Origin of the sequence: Petralouisia muris (genome assembly GCF_004793545.1) — a bacterium.
GTDB lineage: Bacteria > Bacillota > Clostridia > Lachnospirales > Lachnospiraceae > Petralouisia > Petralouisia muris.
Window position 1 is genome coordinate 34,711 of the sequence record NZ_SRYA01000015.1, and the last position, 14,600, is coordinate 49,310.

The 14,600-nt window shown below is 45.0% G+C and carries 12 protein-coding genes; all 12 read left to right on the forward strand.

The annotated features are described in order from the left end of the window. Positions 1–72: 72 nt before the first annotated feature. The 12 genes from rsmH (at position 73) to E5329_RS09190 (ending at position 14,596) form a co-directional block, all read left to right on the forward strand. Positions 73–1,011, forward strand: coding sequence for a 16S rRNA (cytosine(1402)-N(4))-methyltransferase RsmH (rsmH, locus tag E5329_RS09135; protein ID WP_135989263.1), 939 nt, complete (start codon positions 73–75; stop codon positions 1,009–1,011). A 36-nt stretch (positions 1,012–1,047) separates the two neighbouring features. Continuing rightward, positions 1,048–1,575, forward strand: coding sequence for a hypothetical protein (locus tag E5329_RS09140; protein WP_135989264.1), 528 nt, complete (start codon positions 1,048–1,050; stop codon positions 1,573–1,575). A gap of 15 nt (positions 1,576–1,590) precedes the next feature. Further along, on the forward strand, positions 1,591–3,816 hold the full coding sequence (locus E5329_RS09145) for a penicillin-binding transpeptidase domain-containing protein (RefSeq protein ID WP_330572052.1): 2,226 nt from the start codon (positions 1,591–1,593) through the stop codon (positions 3,814–3,816). 81 nt (positions 3,817–3,897) lie between these two features. Further along, on the forward strand, positions 3,898–5,676 hold the full coding sequence (locus E5329_RS09150) for a peptidoglycan D,D-transpeptidase FtsI family protein (protein WP_135989265.1): 1,779 nt from the start codon (positions 3,898–3,900) through the stop codon (positions 5,674–5,676). A 53-nt stretch (positions 5,677–5,729) separates the two neighbouring features. After that, a complete protein-coding gene (gene mraY / locus E5329_RS09155) occupies positions 5,730–6,695 on the forward strand; it encodes a phospho-N-acetylmuramoyl-pentapeptide-transferase (protein WP_135989266.1) in 966 nt (321 codons plus the stop codon). A gap of 11 nt (positions 6,696–6,706) precedes the next feature. Then, positions 6,707–8,074 carry a UDP-N-acetylmuramoyl-L-alanine--D-glutamate ligase gene (gene murD, locus E5329_RS09160; protein ID WP_135989267.1) on the forward strand — a complete coding sequence of 456 codons (1,368 nt, stop codon included), beginning with the start codon at positions 6,707–6,709 and terminating at the stop codon, positions 8,072–8,074. A 29-nt stretch (positions 8,075–8,103) separates the two neighbouring features. Then, entirely contained in the window at positions 8,104–9,222 is a 1,119-nt protein-coding gene (locus tag E5329_RS09165; protein WP_135989268.1) for an FtsW/RodA/SpoVE family cell cycle protein, read from the forward strand. Positions 9,223–9,225: 3 nt separating this feature from the next. Then, positions 9,226–9,975 (forward strand): cell division protein FtsQ/DivIB, encoded by a 750-nt coding sequence (locus tag E5329_RS09170; RefSeq protein ID WP_135989269.1) that lies wholly within the window; start codon positions 9,226–9,228, stop codon positions 9,973–9,975. A 181-nt stretch (positions 9,976–10,156) separates the two neighbouring features. Next, positions 10,157–11,380: a cell division protein FtsZ gene (gene ftsZ, locus E5329_RS09175; RefSeq protein ID WP_135989270.1), complete on the forward strand. Its 1,224-nt coding sequence runs from the start codon at positions 10,157–10,159 to the stop codon at positions 11,378–11,380. A 264-nt stretch (positions 11,381–11,644) separates the two neighbouring features. After that, on the forward strand, positions 11,645–12,571 hold the full coding sequence (locus E5329_RS09180; protein ID WP_168356565.1) for a transglutaminase-like domain-containing protein: 927 nt from the start codon (positions 11,645–11,647) through the stop codon (positions 12,569–12,571). Then, positions 12,540–13,517: an AraC family transcriptional regulator gene (locus E5329_RS09185; protein WP_330572054.1), complete on the forward strand. Its 978-nt coding sequence runs from the start codon at positions 12,540–12,542 to the stop codon at positions 13,515–13,517. The genes E5329_RS09180 and E5329_RS09185 overlap by 32 nt, the downstream gene beginning before the upstream one ends. Positions 13,518–13,810: 293 nt before the next feature. Then, positions 13,811–14,596: a sigma-E processing peptidase SpoIIGA gene (locus tag E5329_RS09190; protein WP_135989272.1), complete on the forward strand. Its 786-nt coding sequence runs from the start codon at positions 13,811–13,813 to the stop codon at positions 14,594–14,596. The last annotated feature ends 4 nt before the right edge of the window (positions 14,597–14,600 follow it).

Below are 14,600 nucleotides of genomic sequence, written 5' to 3' on the forward strand. Positions count from 1 at the left end.
GACTTTGGCTGCGGATGATCTGTGGAGAAGCCTAAACAGGAGAAATAATAAAAAGGAACAGAAAGGGAGCTTATGGAATTCAGGCACAAGTCTGTACTTTTAAAGGAAACAATTGAATACCTGAAGATTAACCCCGATGGAATATATGTGGATGGAACTTTGGGCGGCGGCGGACATGCCTATGAGATATGCAGGCGCCTGTCCTCCAAAGGAAAATTAATAGGAATCGATCAGGACGAGGATGCAGTTCGGGCAGCCGCCCAAAGGCTGTCGGAATTTGAAGACAGAACACAAATTATCAGAAGCAATTACCGCAGGATGCGGGAGGTTCTGGCAGAATACGGTACAGAACAGGTCAATGGCATTTTGCTGGATTTGGGAGTTTCCTCCTACCAGCTGGATGACCCTGAACGGGGATTTACCTACCGGACAGAAGATGCACCGTTGGATATGCGGATGGATAAACGTCAGAAGTTTACAGCAAAAGAGCTGATAAATACATATAGTGAGACAGAGCTATACCGGATCATCCGGGATTATGGGGAAGATAAATTTGCGAAAAACATTGCAAAACATATTGCAGCAGCAAGAGAAGAGAAAGAAATTGAGACAGCAGGAGAACTGACAGAGGTGATTAAGAGAGCAATTCCTGCCAAGGTGCGAATGAGCGGCGGACATCCGGCCAAGCGTACCTTTCAGGCTATTCGAATTGAGTTGAATGGCGAATTGGAGGTTTTACAGGATTCTCTGGAAGATATGGTGAAGCTGTTAATTCCCGGAGGAAGGATTTGCGTGATTACGTTTCATTCTCTGGAAGACAGAATTGTCAAGAATATCTTCCGGAACTGTCAAAATCCATGTACCTGCCCGACTGATTTCCCGGTTTGTGTATGTGGGAAAAAATCAATGGGAAAGACAGTGACAAGGAAGCCTGTTCTGCCAACGGAAGAAGAAATAGAATATAATTCACGGGCGAAAAGTGCAAAGCTGAGAGCATTCGAAAAGGCATAAAATGTAAGACTTAAATTTAAGATAGGAGTGAAAACAGTGAGACAGCAGGGAAATGCAGCGCGTAAAGAAAAAACTGTAAGCTACATAGAAGGGAATACAGTAAGAAAACTTCAACCGGACCCAGCGCGGCGGAGTGAAGAAACCCATCGGGAGTTTAAGGAGAAGCAGAGACTTGACAGAGAACAAAGAGAAAGAAAGCGGACTCTTCGGGCAGCGGCCAGAAGGAATCAGGAAAAAGCTCTTCAAATGAGCCCGGGCTATGTGTTGTTTTTAGCAGCGGCAATGCTGGTGATGGTAGGAGTGACTGGCGTTTATTTGAAGCTGCAGTCGGAACTTACCACCAGAATCAGGCATGTGGCGTCCCTGAAAAGTGAAGTGATGAACCTTAAGACAGACAATGATGCAGAGCAAAAGCGGATTGATACTTCCGTAGATTTGGAAGCGATTCGTCAGAAAGCTACAGGAGAATTGGGAATGATTTATCCTGGAAAGGATCAGATTATATATTTTGAAGTGGATTCCAGCGATTATATGAATCAATATCAGGATATCCCGGTAAAATAAAGAAGGTAATGACTATTGGCAACGAAAAAAAGAAAACCCGGAAAAAAGAAAGAACCCTTTAAGTTTTCCAGAAGAATGAAGAAAAAACTGCTGGTCATGGTTTCTCTTATCATGGCGATGCTGGGAGGGCTCGTTGGAAGGCTGATTTATATCGAGCAAGTCAAGGGCGATGAATATGAGAAACAGGTACTGAGCCAACAGGGATATGAAAGCCAGAGCATTCCATATCAACGGGGAGAGATTCTGGATTCCAAAGGAACCATATTGGCAAACAGCGTGGATGTATATAATGTAATTTTGGATTGCAAGCTGATTAATGAGGAATTTTACGACAGGGAGACGGAAAAGGATGTCAAGAAATATGTGGAGCCTACCATTGCGGCGCTGACACAATGTTTTCCGGATGTTACGGAAGAAGAGGTAATGGCTGCTCTGACAGAGAAAGCAGACAGTCGTTATTTTGTTTTGCGTAAAAAGCTGTATTATGACGAAATAAAAGAATTTGTAGAGTTGGAAGCAAAAGTAAATAAAAAGGGGAAAAAAGTAAATCCGAACGTACAGGGGGTATGGTTTGAAAAGGAATACCAGAGGGAATATCCTTACGGTACGCTGGCGTGCAAAGTGTTGGGATTTACCACTTCGGGAAATGAAGGAATCGGCGGGTTAGAAGATTATTACAATGACATTTTAAACGGCGTGAACGGCCGGCAGTACGGTTTTTTGAATTCCGATAATAATTTTGAGAAAACCATCAAAGAGCCGATCAACGGCAATGCAGTGGTGACTACTCTGGATTTGAATATCCAAAAGATCGTTCAAGAAAAGATTGCGGCATTTCAGGAAAAATACAGAAACGGCGTAACAGAGGGAGCAGGCAGCAAACAGGTCGGGGTGGTTGTGATGAATCCCCAAAACGGTGAGATTATGGCCATGTCAGACGGTCTTGTTTATGATTTGAATCAGCCAAGAGATTTATCCCTGTATTATTCGGAAGAAGAAATAAAATCTTTCAGTGAGGAAGAAAAGCTGAATAAACTGAATGAAATCTGGCAGAATTATTGTATCACTTATACCTATGAACCGGGTTCCACCGCAAAGCCGTTTACTGTAGCCACCGCATTAGAAACCGGAAAAACCAGGGAATGGTATGACTGTGACGGGATTGAGAAAATCGGCGGCCATGATATCAGATGCGTACAGCGTTCCGGGCATGGTCCCCAGACCATGGAACAGACTTTGATGAATTCTTGCAATGATGCAATGATGCAAATGGTAGTGGACATTGGGAAAGAAGATTTCTATAAATATCAGAATATTTTTAATTTCGGTTTGCGGACAAATATTGATTTGCCGGGAGAAGCCAGAACCGACACTTTGATTTATACAGTGGGAAACACCGACGCAACTTCACTGGCAACCAATTCATTTGGTCAGAATTTTAATGTAACATTGGTACAGCTGGCATCGGCGTTTTCCTCACTGATAAATGGAGGATATTACTATCAGCCTCATCTTGTGAAGAAAATTGTGGATGAAAATGGGAATACTGTACAATCTGTGGAGCCTGTGGTATTAAAGCAGACCATATCCCGGCAGACCAGTGATACTGTGAGACAGTATCTTTACAGTGTGGTATCAGAAGGAACTGGAAAAAGCGCCAAAGTGGATGGATATTCCATGGGCGGAAAGACCGGTACGGCACAAAAAGGGAATCGTGACGATAAGAAGTATGTGGTGTCTTTTATCGGATTTGCTCCGGTAGAAAATCCGGAAGTGCTGGTTTATGTGGTCATTGATGAGGCAAATGTGCCTATAGAGCAGCAGAGCAGCAGCCTTGCCACAGAACTGGCAAAGGAAATCTTCACAGAGATTCTTCCTTATTTGAATGTATTTCAGGATGAGGAAACAGAAAGCGGAGAAGAACCGGAAGGAACAGAGAATCTGCCGGAAGGAGACAATCCTGCAGGAACAGAAAATTCGCCGGAGGGGGCAGAGAATCCATCGGGAGAAGGAGAACCGGAAGGAACAGAGAATCCACCGGAGGGAACAGAGATTCCGCCAGAGGGCGGAGAACCGGAAGGGGACGAAGAGTCGCCGGAGGAGGGAGGCCAGGAAGGGACAGGGAGTTCCCCGGAGGACGAAGAGGGCCAGGAGAATCCGGGAGGAGATGAATATCCGGCAGAGGGCGTGCCGGAGGCTATGCCGGAAGGAGCTGAAAATCCGGTGCCAGAGGAGCAGTAAAAGAAGAGAAAGTGGAAAAACAGTACATAACCTCACAGAATATGTAATAAATTATAGTAATTGTAATTGTGAGGTTACTGTATGTTCCGCAATAAAACCTTTAATCGAAGGAAAATATTAATTGTTTTTACCGTGATTCTTCTGGTATTGTCCATTCTTGTAGGAAGGCTGGTGTATCTGATGATTTTCTGTTCTGAATATTACGGACAGAAAGCGGAAGATTTGCATGAGCGGGAACGAGATATCAAGGCGGCCAGAGGCAAAATCATTGATTCTACCGGCACTGTGCTTGCTACGAACCGTACGGTGTGCACTATTTCTGTTATTCACAGTCAGTTGGAGGAGCCGGAGGAGGTAATCCGGGTGTTGACCAAAGAACTTGAGATGGAAGAAGAGACGGTGCGCAAACGAGTAGAAAAGGTAAGTTCTATTGAAAGAGTAAAATCCAATGTAGATAAAGAAGTGGGTGACCGTATCCGTAATTATGGACTGGCAGGAGTGAAAGTAGACGAAGATTATAAGCGTTACTATCCTTATGGAACATTGGCTTCCAGGGTGCTGGGATTTACCGGAGGTGATAATCAGGGAATTATCGGACTGGAGGTTATGTATGAAGACTATCTGAAAGGCAGCAGCGGAAAAATTCTCACGCTTACAGACGCCAGGGGAGTGGAGATTGAAAATGCCGGAGAACGGCGGCAGGAGCCGGTAGATGGATATAATCTGCATATCAGTCTTGACTACAATATTCAAATGTACTGTGAGCAGGCAGCAAAAAAGGTGATGGAGGCGAAATCTGCAGACGGAGTATCGGTCATTGTAATGAAGCCGGATAATGGAGAGATACTGGCAATGGTAAATGTGCCGGAGTTTGATTTAAACGATCCGTTTACCCTGATACAGGAAGAAGAGGAGCAGTCAGAGACGAATCAACAAGATCTGCTGAATCAGATGTGGCGGAATCCCTGCATTAATGACACCTATGAGCCAGGTTCTGTATTTAAAACAATTACCACGGCGGCTTCTTTTGAGGAAGGAGTGGTATCCTTAAACGACCATTTTTTCTGTCCCGGATATAAAATGGTGGAGGACAGAAGAATTCACTGCCATAAAAGGGCAGGGCATGGAGCGGAAGATTTTACCCAGGGGATTATGAATTCCTGTAATCCGGTTTTTATTGAACTGGGACTTCGGCTGGGCGTCGATAATGTTTATAAATATTTTGAACAATTTGGGCTTTTGAACCGGACAGGAATTGATTTGCCGGGTGAGGCGTCCACAATAATGCATGATAAGAAGAATGTAGGTCCGGTGGAACTGGCTACCATTTCTTTCGGACAGTCTTTTCAGGTTACGCCAATCCAGCTTGCCACAACAGTTTCTTCCTTAATTAATGGAGGAAATAGGATTACGCCTCATTTCGGGGTATCTGTAAAGGATGATCAGGGCAACTTAATAGAGACGCTGCAGTATGACGTAAAGGAAGGGATTGTCAGTGAAAGCACCTCTGAGACGCTGCGGAGCGTTCTGGAAAAGGTGGTGTCTGAAGGGAGCGGGAAACGGGCATACATAGAAGGGTTTTCCATTGGAGGCAAAACTGCCACTTCCCAAACATTGCCCCGGAGCGCCAACAAGTATATTTCCTCTTTTCTGGGCTTTGCCCCGGCAGAGGATCCTCAGGTGCTTGCGCTTCTGATAATCAATAATCCCCAAGGAATCTATTATGGCGGGACCATAGCGGCTCCTGTGGTAAAAGAAATTTTTTCCAACATACTGCCGTATCTGGGAATTGAAAAACAGGCAGTTCCGGAAAAAGAAGATTCCGCGGAAAATTCAGAGGAAAATTCAGAGGAAAATTAAAAGAAAGATGCGGTGAGGGTAAAACATCGTAGAGATGAAGAGGTGTAGAGAAAATGACACAGAGAGTAATAGTTCCGGTATTGATTGCTTTTGCCATTACAGCCCTGTTAGGGCCTGTGGTAATTCCTGTGCTGAGGAAACTGAAAGTAGGACAGACAGAGCGGGAGGAGCTGAAATCCCATTTGAAAAAAGCCGGTACGCCTACCATGGGAGGACTGATGATACTGGCTGGGATCCTTGTAACTTCCATGATATATGTGAAGGACTATCCCAAAATTCTGCCGGTTCTGTTTGTGACTGTGGGGTTTGGCATTATCGGATTTCTGGATGATTATTTGAAAGTAGTGCTGCGGCGTTCTGACGGGCTGCTGCCCTGGCAGAAAATGGCGGGCCAGATACTGGTGACGGTTGTGTTTATTTTCTATATGAATCAATATACAGAAGGTTCCTCAAGGATGCTGATTCCCTTTACCGGAGGCTTTGAGCATGGAATTTATCTGGATTTGGGATGGCTGGCAGCGCCGGTTATGTTTCTGGCTATTCTTGGTACGGTAAACGGTGCAAATTTCACAGACGGCCTGGATGGTCTGGCTTCCAGTGTAACAGTATTGATAGCAACCTTTTTTTCCGTAGTTGCAATCGGAACCGGCAGCGGCATAGAACCTGTCACCTGCGCGGTAGTGGGGGCGCTGCTTGGATTTTTGCTTTTTAATGTATATCCTGCCAGTGTTTTTATGGGGGACACAGGCTCTCTTGCGTTGGGAGGATTTGTAGCTTCCACTGCTTATATGATGCAGATGCCCATATTTATTTTGATTGTGGCATTGATTTACTGGGCGGAACTGCTGTCAGTGATGATACAGGTGACCTATTTCAAGAAAACAGGCGGGAAGCGCATTTTCCGCATGGCTCCCATACATCATCACTTTGAATTATGCGGATGGTCTGAAACAAGGGTAGTGGCGGTATTTTCCATTATTACAGCCATATTATGCCTGATTGGGCTGCTTGCGCTTTAGGAGGGATAACATTGAATCTGGATGGAAAGAAATTTTTGGTAACAGGGTCCGGGATCAGCGGAATTGCAGCCGCAGAGCTTTTAGTGAACCATCATCTTCCGGTTGTGCTTTATGACGGTAAGGAAGACATGGAACCGGAGGAAATAAGACAGAAATCCCCTTTGCTGGAAAAGGTTGAAATTTATACCGGCAGGCTGCCCGAACAAGTGCTTTTGGACTGTAATACTGCAATCTTAAGCCCTGGGGTGCCTCTGGATAGTCCTGATGTGGAACGGATGAAGGAGGCGGGGCTTGCCCTTTGGGGAGAAATTGAGCTTGCCTGCATGTTTGAACGTGGCAGGGTGCTTGCGGTAACCGGAACCAATGGCAAAACCACAACTACTTCTCTGTTAGGTGAGATTATGAAGCACGCCGGCCTGGATGTGAAGGTAGTGGGGAATATTGGAATTCCTTATACCAGCCTGGTATCAGAAACCACGAAAGATTCTGTGACAGTGGCAGAGATCAGCAGCTTTCAATTGGAGACGGTGCATAAGTTCTGTCCTCAGATTTCTGCTGTGTTAAATCTTACGCCGGATCACTTAAACCGTCATCATACCATGGAAAATTATCAGAAGGCGAAAGAACGGATTGCGGCAAACCAGGGAGCAGATCAGGTATGTATTCTGAATTATGAGGATTCGGCGCTGCGGGAGTTTTCCGGCCGGGTGAAAGCGCAGGTGATATTTTTCAGCAGCCAGAGAAAGCTGGATCAGGGAATTTATCTGGAAGGAGAAGAGATAATCTGGAACTGGAAGGGGGAAACGGCAGTTTTTTGTAATGTTCACGATCTTCTGCTTTTAGGAAAGCATAACTATGAAAATGTCATGGCCGCTGCAGCGATGGCACGGATGGCAGGAGTTTCCATAGAAAAAATACGGGAAGTTTTGGTTACTTTTGCGGCGGTGGAGCATAGAATAGAATATGTGGTGACTAAAAAGGGCGTCCGTTTTTATAATGATTCCAAAGGGACCAATCCGGATGCGGCAATTCAGGCCATACGCGCCATGCAGTGGCCTACATTATTGATTGGAGGGGGATATGATAAAGATTCCGAGTATGAGGAATGGATTCGTGCGTTTGAAGGTAAAGTAAAAAAATTTGTACTGCTTGGAGCTACCAGAGAGAAAATAAGGGACACGGCAGTCAGGCTTGGATATCCCAGGGAGGATATTATCATGGCGGACAGTTTGCAGGAAGCGGTCAAGGTATGTTTTGACCATGCAGTAAGCGGAGATGCAGTGCTGCTTTCACCGGCCTGCGCAAGCTGGGGGATGTTCAAAAATTATGAACAGCGAGGAGAAATCTTTAAGGAACTGGCGAGGGCGTTAGAGGAATAACTGTGAAATTGTAAGTCAGGAGTGCTGATATGGGTAGAGATGGAAGAGTTGACAGAAGACAAAAAAATATCCGCTATTTTGACTATACGCTGCTGCTGATTGTATTTTTTCTGATCTGTTTCGGGCTGGTCATGCTGTACAGCACAAGCGCCTATAATGGCCAGCTGAGGTTTAAGGATTCCGCCTATTATCTGAAGAAACAGCTGCAGGCGGATGCCCTGGGAATTGCAGCAATGGCAATTGTTTCCAGAATTGACTACCGTGTGTGGAAGAATTTCTGGATGCTTGCGTACATAGGAGCATTTGGGTTATGTACCCTGGTGCTTTTCATCGGAGATGAATTAAACGGTGCAAAGCGCTGGCTGAACCTGGGGTTTACAAGTTTTCAGCCTTCAGAGGCGGCAAAGCTTGCAATCATTGTGTTTTTAGCCACAATTATCAGCAAAATGCCCAAGCAAATGGGGAAATTTTCTTCCCTGGTGAAAATAATTGCAATCGTCCTTCCTATGGTTGCCGTTGTAGCCATCGGTAACCTTAGTACGGCAATTATTATATTAGGAATCGCTATTTCCATGGTGTTTGTTGCAAGCCCCAAATACGCCCAGTTTTTTATTGCAGGAGGAACCGTAATTCTGTTCGGGGCAATTTTTATTATGATGGAAGCCTACCGTGCAGAACGTCTGCGGATCTGGCTGAACCCGGAAAAATATGAGAAAGGGTATCAGACGCTTCAGGGCTTGTACGCCATCGGTTCCGGCGGTCTCTTTGGAAAGGGGTTAGGGGGCAGCATGCAGAAGCTGGGATTTGTGCCGGAGGCCCAGAATGATATGATTTTCTCTATTATCTGCGAGGAATTGGGTTTATTTGGCGCTATCAGCGTCATACTGCTGTTTGTGATTATTATCTGGCGGTTTATGGTAATTGCCAGCAATGCTCAGGATTTGTACGGAGCATTAATTGTCACAGGGGCGCTGGCTCATATTGCCATACAAGTCATCTTGAATATTGCGGTAGTAACCAATACCATACCTAATACAGGAATTTCTCTGCCGTTTATCAGTTATGGGGGAACGTCAGTGCTTTTTCTGCTGGCGGAAATCGGGCTGGTGTTAAGTGTGTCAAGAGGAATTCATCTGGAACAGGAGTAGGATATGGGAAAAGGAAAACGAAAACAGAAAAAACGATGGAAGACGGCGGGACTGACATTTCTTATGATTTTGCTGTTTTTTGCAATAGCGACGCTGATTGTGGTGAATGTTTTTACAGTGAAAAAAGTGAAAGTAACCGGCAATGAGCATTATCCGGACGAAGCCATGGAGGACTGGCTTCTGGATGATGAATACTGCTGGAACAGCTTGTATGTTTATTTTAAATACAAGTTTGTGGAACCTAGAGAAATGCCTTTTGTAGACAGTATGGAAGTGTTTCTGAAATCACCTCATACGCTGGAGATCAAAGTATACGAAAAAGCATTGTTGGGCAGGGTTTATATTGATGCTTTGGGGCAGAATGCTTACTTTGACAAAGACGGATTTGTGGTGGAAATGTCTTCTGAGGTGATCGAGGGGGTTCCTGTCATCAGCGGGTTGGAGGTGGAACAGATTGTATTGTATGAAAAACTTCCGATTAAAGGGAAAAATATTTTGAAAAATCTGTTATCACTGACGCAAATGCTGAAAAAATATGAACAGGTTCCGGAAAATATCAGATATGGAGGAGAAGGGAATTTTACATTGAGTTACGGCGAAATTACTGTCCAGATCGGACAAGCCCAAAATCTGAATGAGAAAGTGGTACGGCTTTCTCATATTATGCCGAAACTGGACGGGCAGAAAGGCGTACTGCATCTGGAAAGCTGGACGGAAAATACAACAGATATTGCTTTTGAAAAAGCGGGGTAAAAGGTTTTTTACTGAATATTCTGCTGTTTTTAAAAGTAGGAAACAAGAACTATTGAAAAAAATATCATAAATTTAAAAATTCTTATTGATTAATTCTTCAAAAAATTATAGTATAGTGTATAAGAGTTTAAAAATGGAATTGAAAGAAAAGTTCAGATATAGGATAAAAGGAGGAAGAACCTTGCTTGAAATAATGACAACAGAGGCAGATTCCAGTGCGAAAATTATAGTAATCGGTGTTGGAGGGGCTGGAAATAATGCAGTCAATAGAATGATTGATGAAAGTATCGGCGGCGTTGAGTTTATTGGAATCAACACAGACAAGCAGGCATTGACGCTCTGTAAGGCGCCCACGCTGGTTCAGATTGGCGAGAAGCTGACAAAGGGGCTGGGAGCAGGCGCACAGCCGGAAATCGGTCAGAAAGCGGCAGAAGAGAGCATTGACGAGCTGACCGCAGAGATTAAGGGCGCGGATATGGTGTTCGTAACCTGCGGAATGGGAGGCGGAACAGGAACTGGCGCCGCTCCGGTAGTTGCGAAGATTGCCAAGGATATGGGAATTCTGACCGTAGGGGTAGTGACGAAGCCCTTTCGGTTTGAGGCCAAGGCCCGTATGGTGAACGCCATGGGGGGAATTGAGCGGCTGAAGGATAGCGTGGATACCTTGATTGTAATACCCAATGATAAGCTTTTGGAGATTGTGGACAGAAGAACCACCATGCCGGATGCTTTGAAGAAGGCGGACGAAGTATTGCAGCAGGCAGTGCAGGGAATTACAGACCTGATCAATGTACCTGCTCTGATTAATCTGGATTTTGCAGATGTTCAGACGGTAATGAAGGATAAGGGAATGGCTCATATCGGTATCGGTATGGCAAAAGGGGATGATAAGGCGACCGAAGCTGTGAAGCTGGCGGTGGCAAGTCCTTTGTTGGAGACCACCATTACGGGAGCTTCTCATGTGATTATCAACATATCCGGAGACATCTCCCTTGTGGACGGCAGCGATGCAGCCAGCTACGTGCAGGATTTGGCAGGAGAGAATGCGAATATTATCTTTGGCGCCAAGTTCGATGAGAGTATGGCAGATGAGGCAATTGTTACCGTGATTGCCACAGGGCTTGGAGACGGAGCCCCAGCGCCTAAGGTAATGCCCAGTATGAAGTATGCCCAGAATACTGGCTCAAGAATGACAAATACCACAAGAACTTCCAGCAATCTGGGGTCTGTGACACGTCCGGCCAGCCCTTACGGAACTGTTAACCAACCGGCTTCCGCCGCAGGGTCAAGTAATCTTGGCGTAACGGCTTCTACCCTTGGGATTCAGAGGCCCAGAAGACCGGAGAGCACAGTGCCGGAGCGAGATATTAAGATTCCTGAGTTTTTGAAGAATACAAGGAAATAAAAGGATAAGAGAATAGAAGTGTACATATTGAAGTTGCTGTATTGATACAGTATGCATGGCTGCTGCAGATCGTGCGTATTAATACAGTGGCTTTTTGTTTGAGCAGGCGGAATTTAAGCGGGCCGATGAACCGAAGAAAGTCCTTCGCCTTGCTGCGGTTAGTAAAAGCAAGACAGAAAAAAGCAGAAATTATCGGGAAAACTCCATGTGAAAAGGATATACTAAAGAGGAACACAAGACAGCGCTAATATGGAGGAAATTGCGGTGAAAGAGAATATTTTAGAGCATTACAGGAAAACAGGAACTTATACATATGCCGGAGCATACGGGGATTATTTTCGTTCTCTGCCAGATGATATTTCGGAACTTGGCAGGCTGGTATGCAGTCAGGTGATACACAGGGTAACGTTACAGGAAGGAAATTCCAACGCCAATGCAAATCTTATCTACGGAGACATGGAACGGTATCCCTGGTATCGGATGCGGTGCGAGGATGATGTTCTTTTGACTGCGCCGGCTCTTGTTTCAGAACTGTTTCGGTTGGATGCCCGGGGGTTCGTAAAGGACAGGAAAGTGGAAGATAAAATTGTGGTGACCTGCCGCTATGTATCAGTTCTTATGAGCGCTATTTTAAAGGCAAAAGGGATTCCAGCCAGATGTCGCGCCGGGTTTGCCCCTTATTTTCAGGAAGGAGTCAGCATGGATCACTGGGTGAATCAATACTACAGTGAGAAAGAGGAACGATGGATTACCTTTGATGCTGACGGTTTCTACGAAGAGTGTGGGATGTCCCTTTCCCAGTATGATATACCGCCGGACAGCTTCGACTGGGCCGCAGATGCTTATCTTGCAGTGAGAAATGGGAAAACAGACGGGAATCAGTATATATTTGCGGACAGGATGGGAACCCGTTCTCTGCCGGCATTGATTCGTTACCTGCTTTATGATTTCCATGCTCTTATGAACAATGAGCTCACTTACAGCTTTCTGCCTGCCTGTCTGGAGGGAAGACTTGCAAAGCTGAGCCGGGAGGAACTGGAGGAATTGGATTATCTGGCAGAGCGGCTTTTGGAGCCGGATCGAAATTTTGATGAATTGTGTGAACTGTGGCAGACAGAAAGAAAATTCCGAATTATAAATAGTCCGTTGGTGGGAACCGATGCCCATGACGCAGACTGGGGCAACTCATAAACAGCCAAATGGTTATGCGAGGGATGACGCATTACAAACCAGAACGCCACTGGTGGGAGAAATGGAGCGACATATGGAGTGGATTCGAGCAGTAGAAGATGCACTTGCGTATATAGAAGAGCATATTACCGATGATTTGACAATCAGCAGAGTCGCCGCAGAAGTGAATATTTCCCCTTTTTATTTTCAAAAGGGTTTTTCCATGTTGTGTGGGTATACAATGGGAGAATATATTAGGATGCGGCGTTTATCACTGGCAGGCAGTGAGATTTTGTCATCTGGCAGAAAAGTAATTGATCTGGCAGTTCAGTATGGCTATGATTCTCCGGACAGCTTTACAAAGGCCTTTACCCGGTTTCACGGAAGCACGCCCACGGATGTAAGGAAAAACGGCGCGCCGCTGAAATCATTTGCGCCGCTGCATATCAGATTAACCCTGGAGGGAGGCATGGTGACCGAGTACAGAATTGAGGAAAAGCCTGCCTTCAAAGTAATGGGGCTTTCACGGATATTTTCTTACGAGTCTGCAAATGCAGAGGTTCCCAAGTATTGGGACGAGATGCATAGCTGTGCAGAGGAAAGGCCTGTGATGGGAAAGTATGGAATCTGCCTTGATGAAGAGATGACAGGAAATCAGTTTCGATATATGATCGCAGATGATTTCCGGCAGGAAGAGGCTTTGCAGAAACGTTTAGAGGAATATGAGATTCCGGCTCATATATGGGCGATTTTTCCCAGCAGAGGGCCTATGCCGATTCAGCTGCAGGAGATTAACAGAAGAATTTTTTCCCAATGGCTTCCCTCAAGCCGGTATGAGATTGCAAAGGGGTATAATATTGAATCTTACAGCAATCCCGCTGATTTCAAATACGGAACCCAGGATTCCAGGTATTATGCGGAAATCTGGATTCCTGTGAAAGCCTCTGTTTTACTGGCGGAAGAATGAGACTAAGATTGCAGTGAGTGACGATGTATTAGCATTGTTAGTTTAAATATCAACGTGCCGGTACACTAGATATTTCACGGCGGGGCTGTCGAGAAATGACAGATTTCTCACAATATATATTGTGATTCTTTCAATGTCACAACCATATATTGTGTACAAATTTCATTTCCAGACAGCCCCGTTTTTGTCGTATTCTGTAAAAGAATTTTTCCCAAAGTGGACAATGGTTTGACAAAAAAATCTGCATCTTCCGTTTATACTGTACTTGTCGATATTCGGAAAGGAGGGTGTAGGTGAAATATGAACTATATGCAGACGTGTGGTTTCTGACAAATTTCACAATGGACAGTACAGCGCTCTGGATTGCAGGAAAGTTTATGAAACAGCAGATTCGGGCGGGAAGGCTGTTGTTGGGAAGTTTTGCAGGAACGGCTGTTTCCATGCTCCTTTTTTTTGTGTGGGACGATTATACCTGGTATCAGATCTGCGTGCATTTTTTAGTTAATCCCGGAATGGTATTCCTGTGCTATCGAAGCAGGGAGAAAAAAGAATTTCTGGGACAGTGTGCAGTTACGTATCTGGCGTTTCTTCTTTTGGGCGGCATACTGGAGTGGAGTATGCAGAATGCGGCAGGAGGTATAGATTTTGTATGGTATTTTTCGGGTGCGGCGCTGTTTCTTGCAGCGGCAAAAAAAATGCTTGGACATTTAAAAAGAGAAAAAGAAACCGTATATGACCTTCTTCTGATTACTGGGGAAGGGAATATTTCTGTAAAGGGTTTTTACGATACGGGGAATCTTTTGATAGATCCTCTGGTGGGCCGGCCGGTACATATTATTAAAAAAGAGATCTTAAAGGAACAGATACAGCAGGGAAAGCTTCCGGTACGTTTGATTCCCTATCACTCTCTGGGGCAGGAGTCAGGGCTGCTGGAAGCAGTTACTTTAGAGGGAATGTATATTATGCGGGAAAACCATCCGGTATACTTAAAAAAGCCTGTTTTTGGCATGGCAGAGGAAAAGTTATTTCAGAATGACAAATGCGAAGTGATATTAAATGGAAAAAGTATGGAGAATTGAAGGA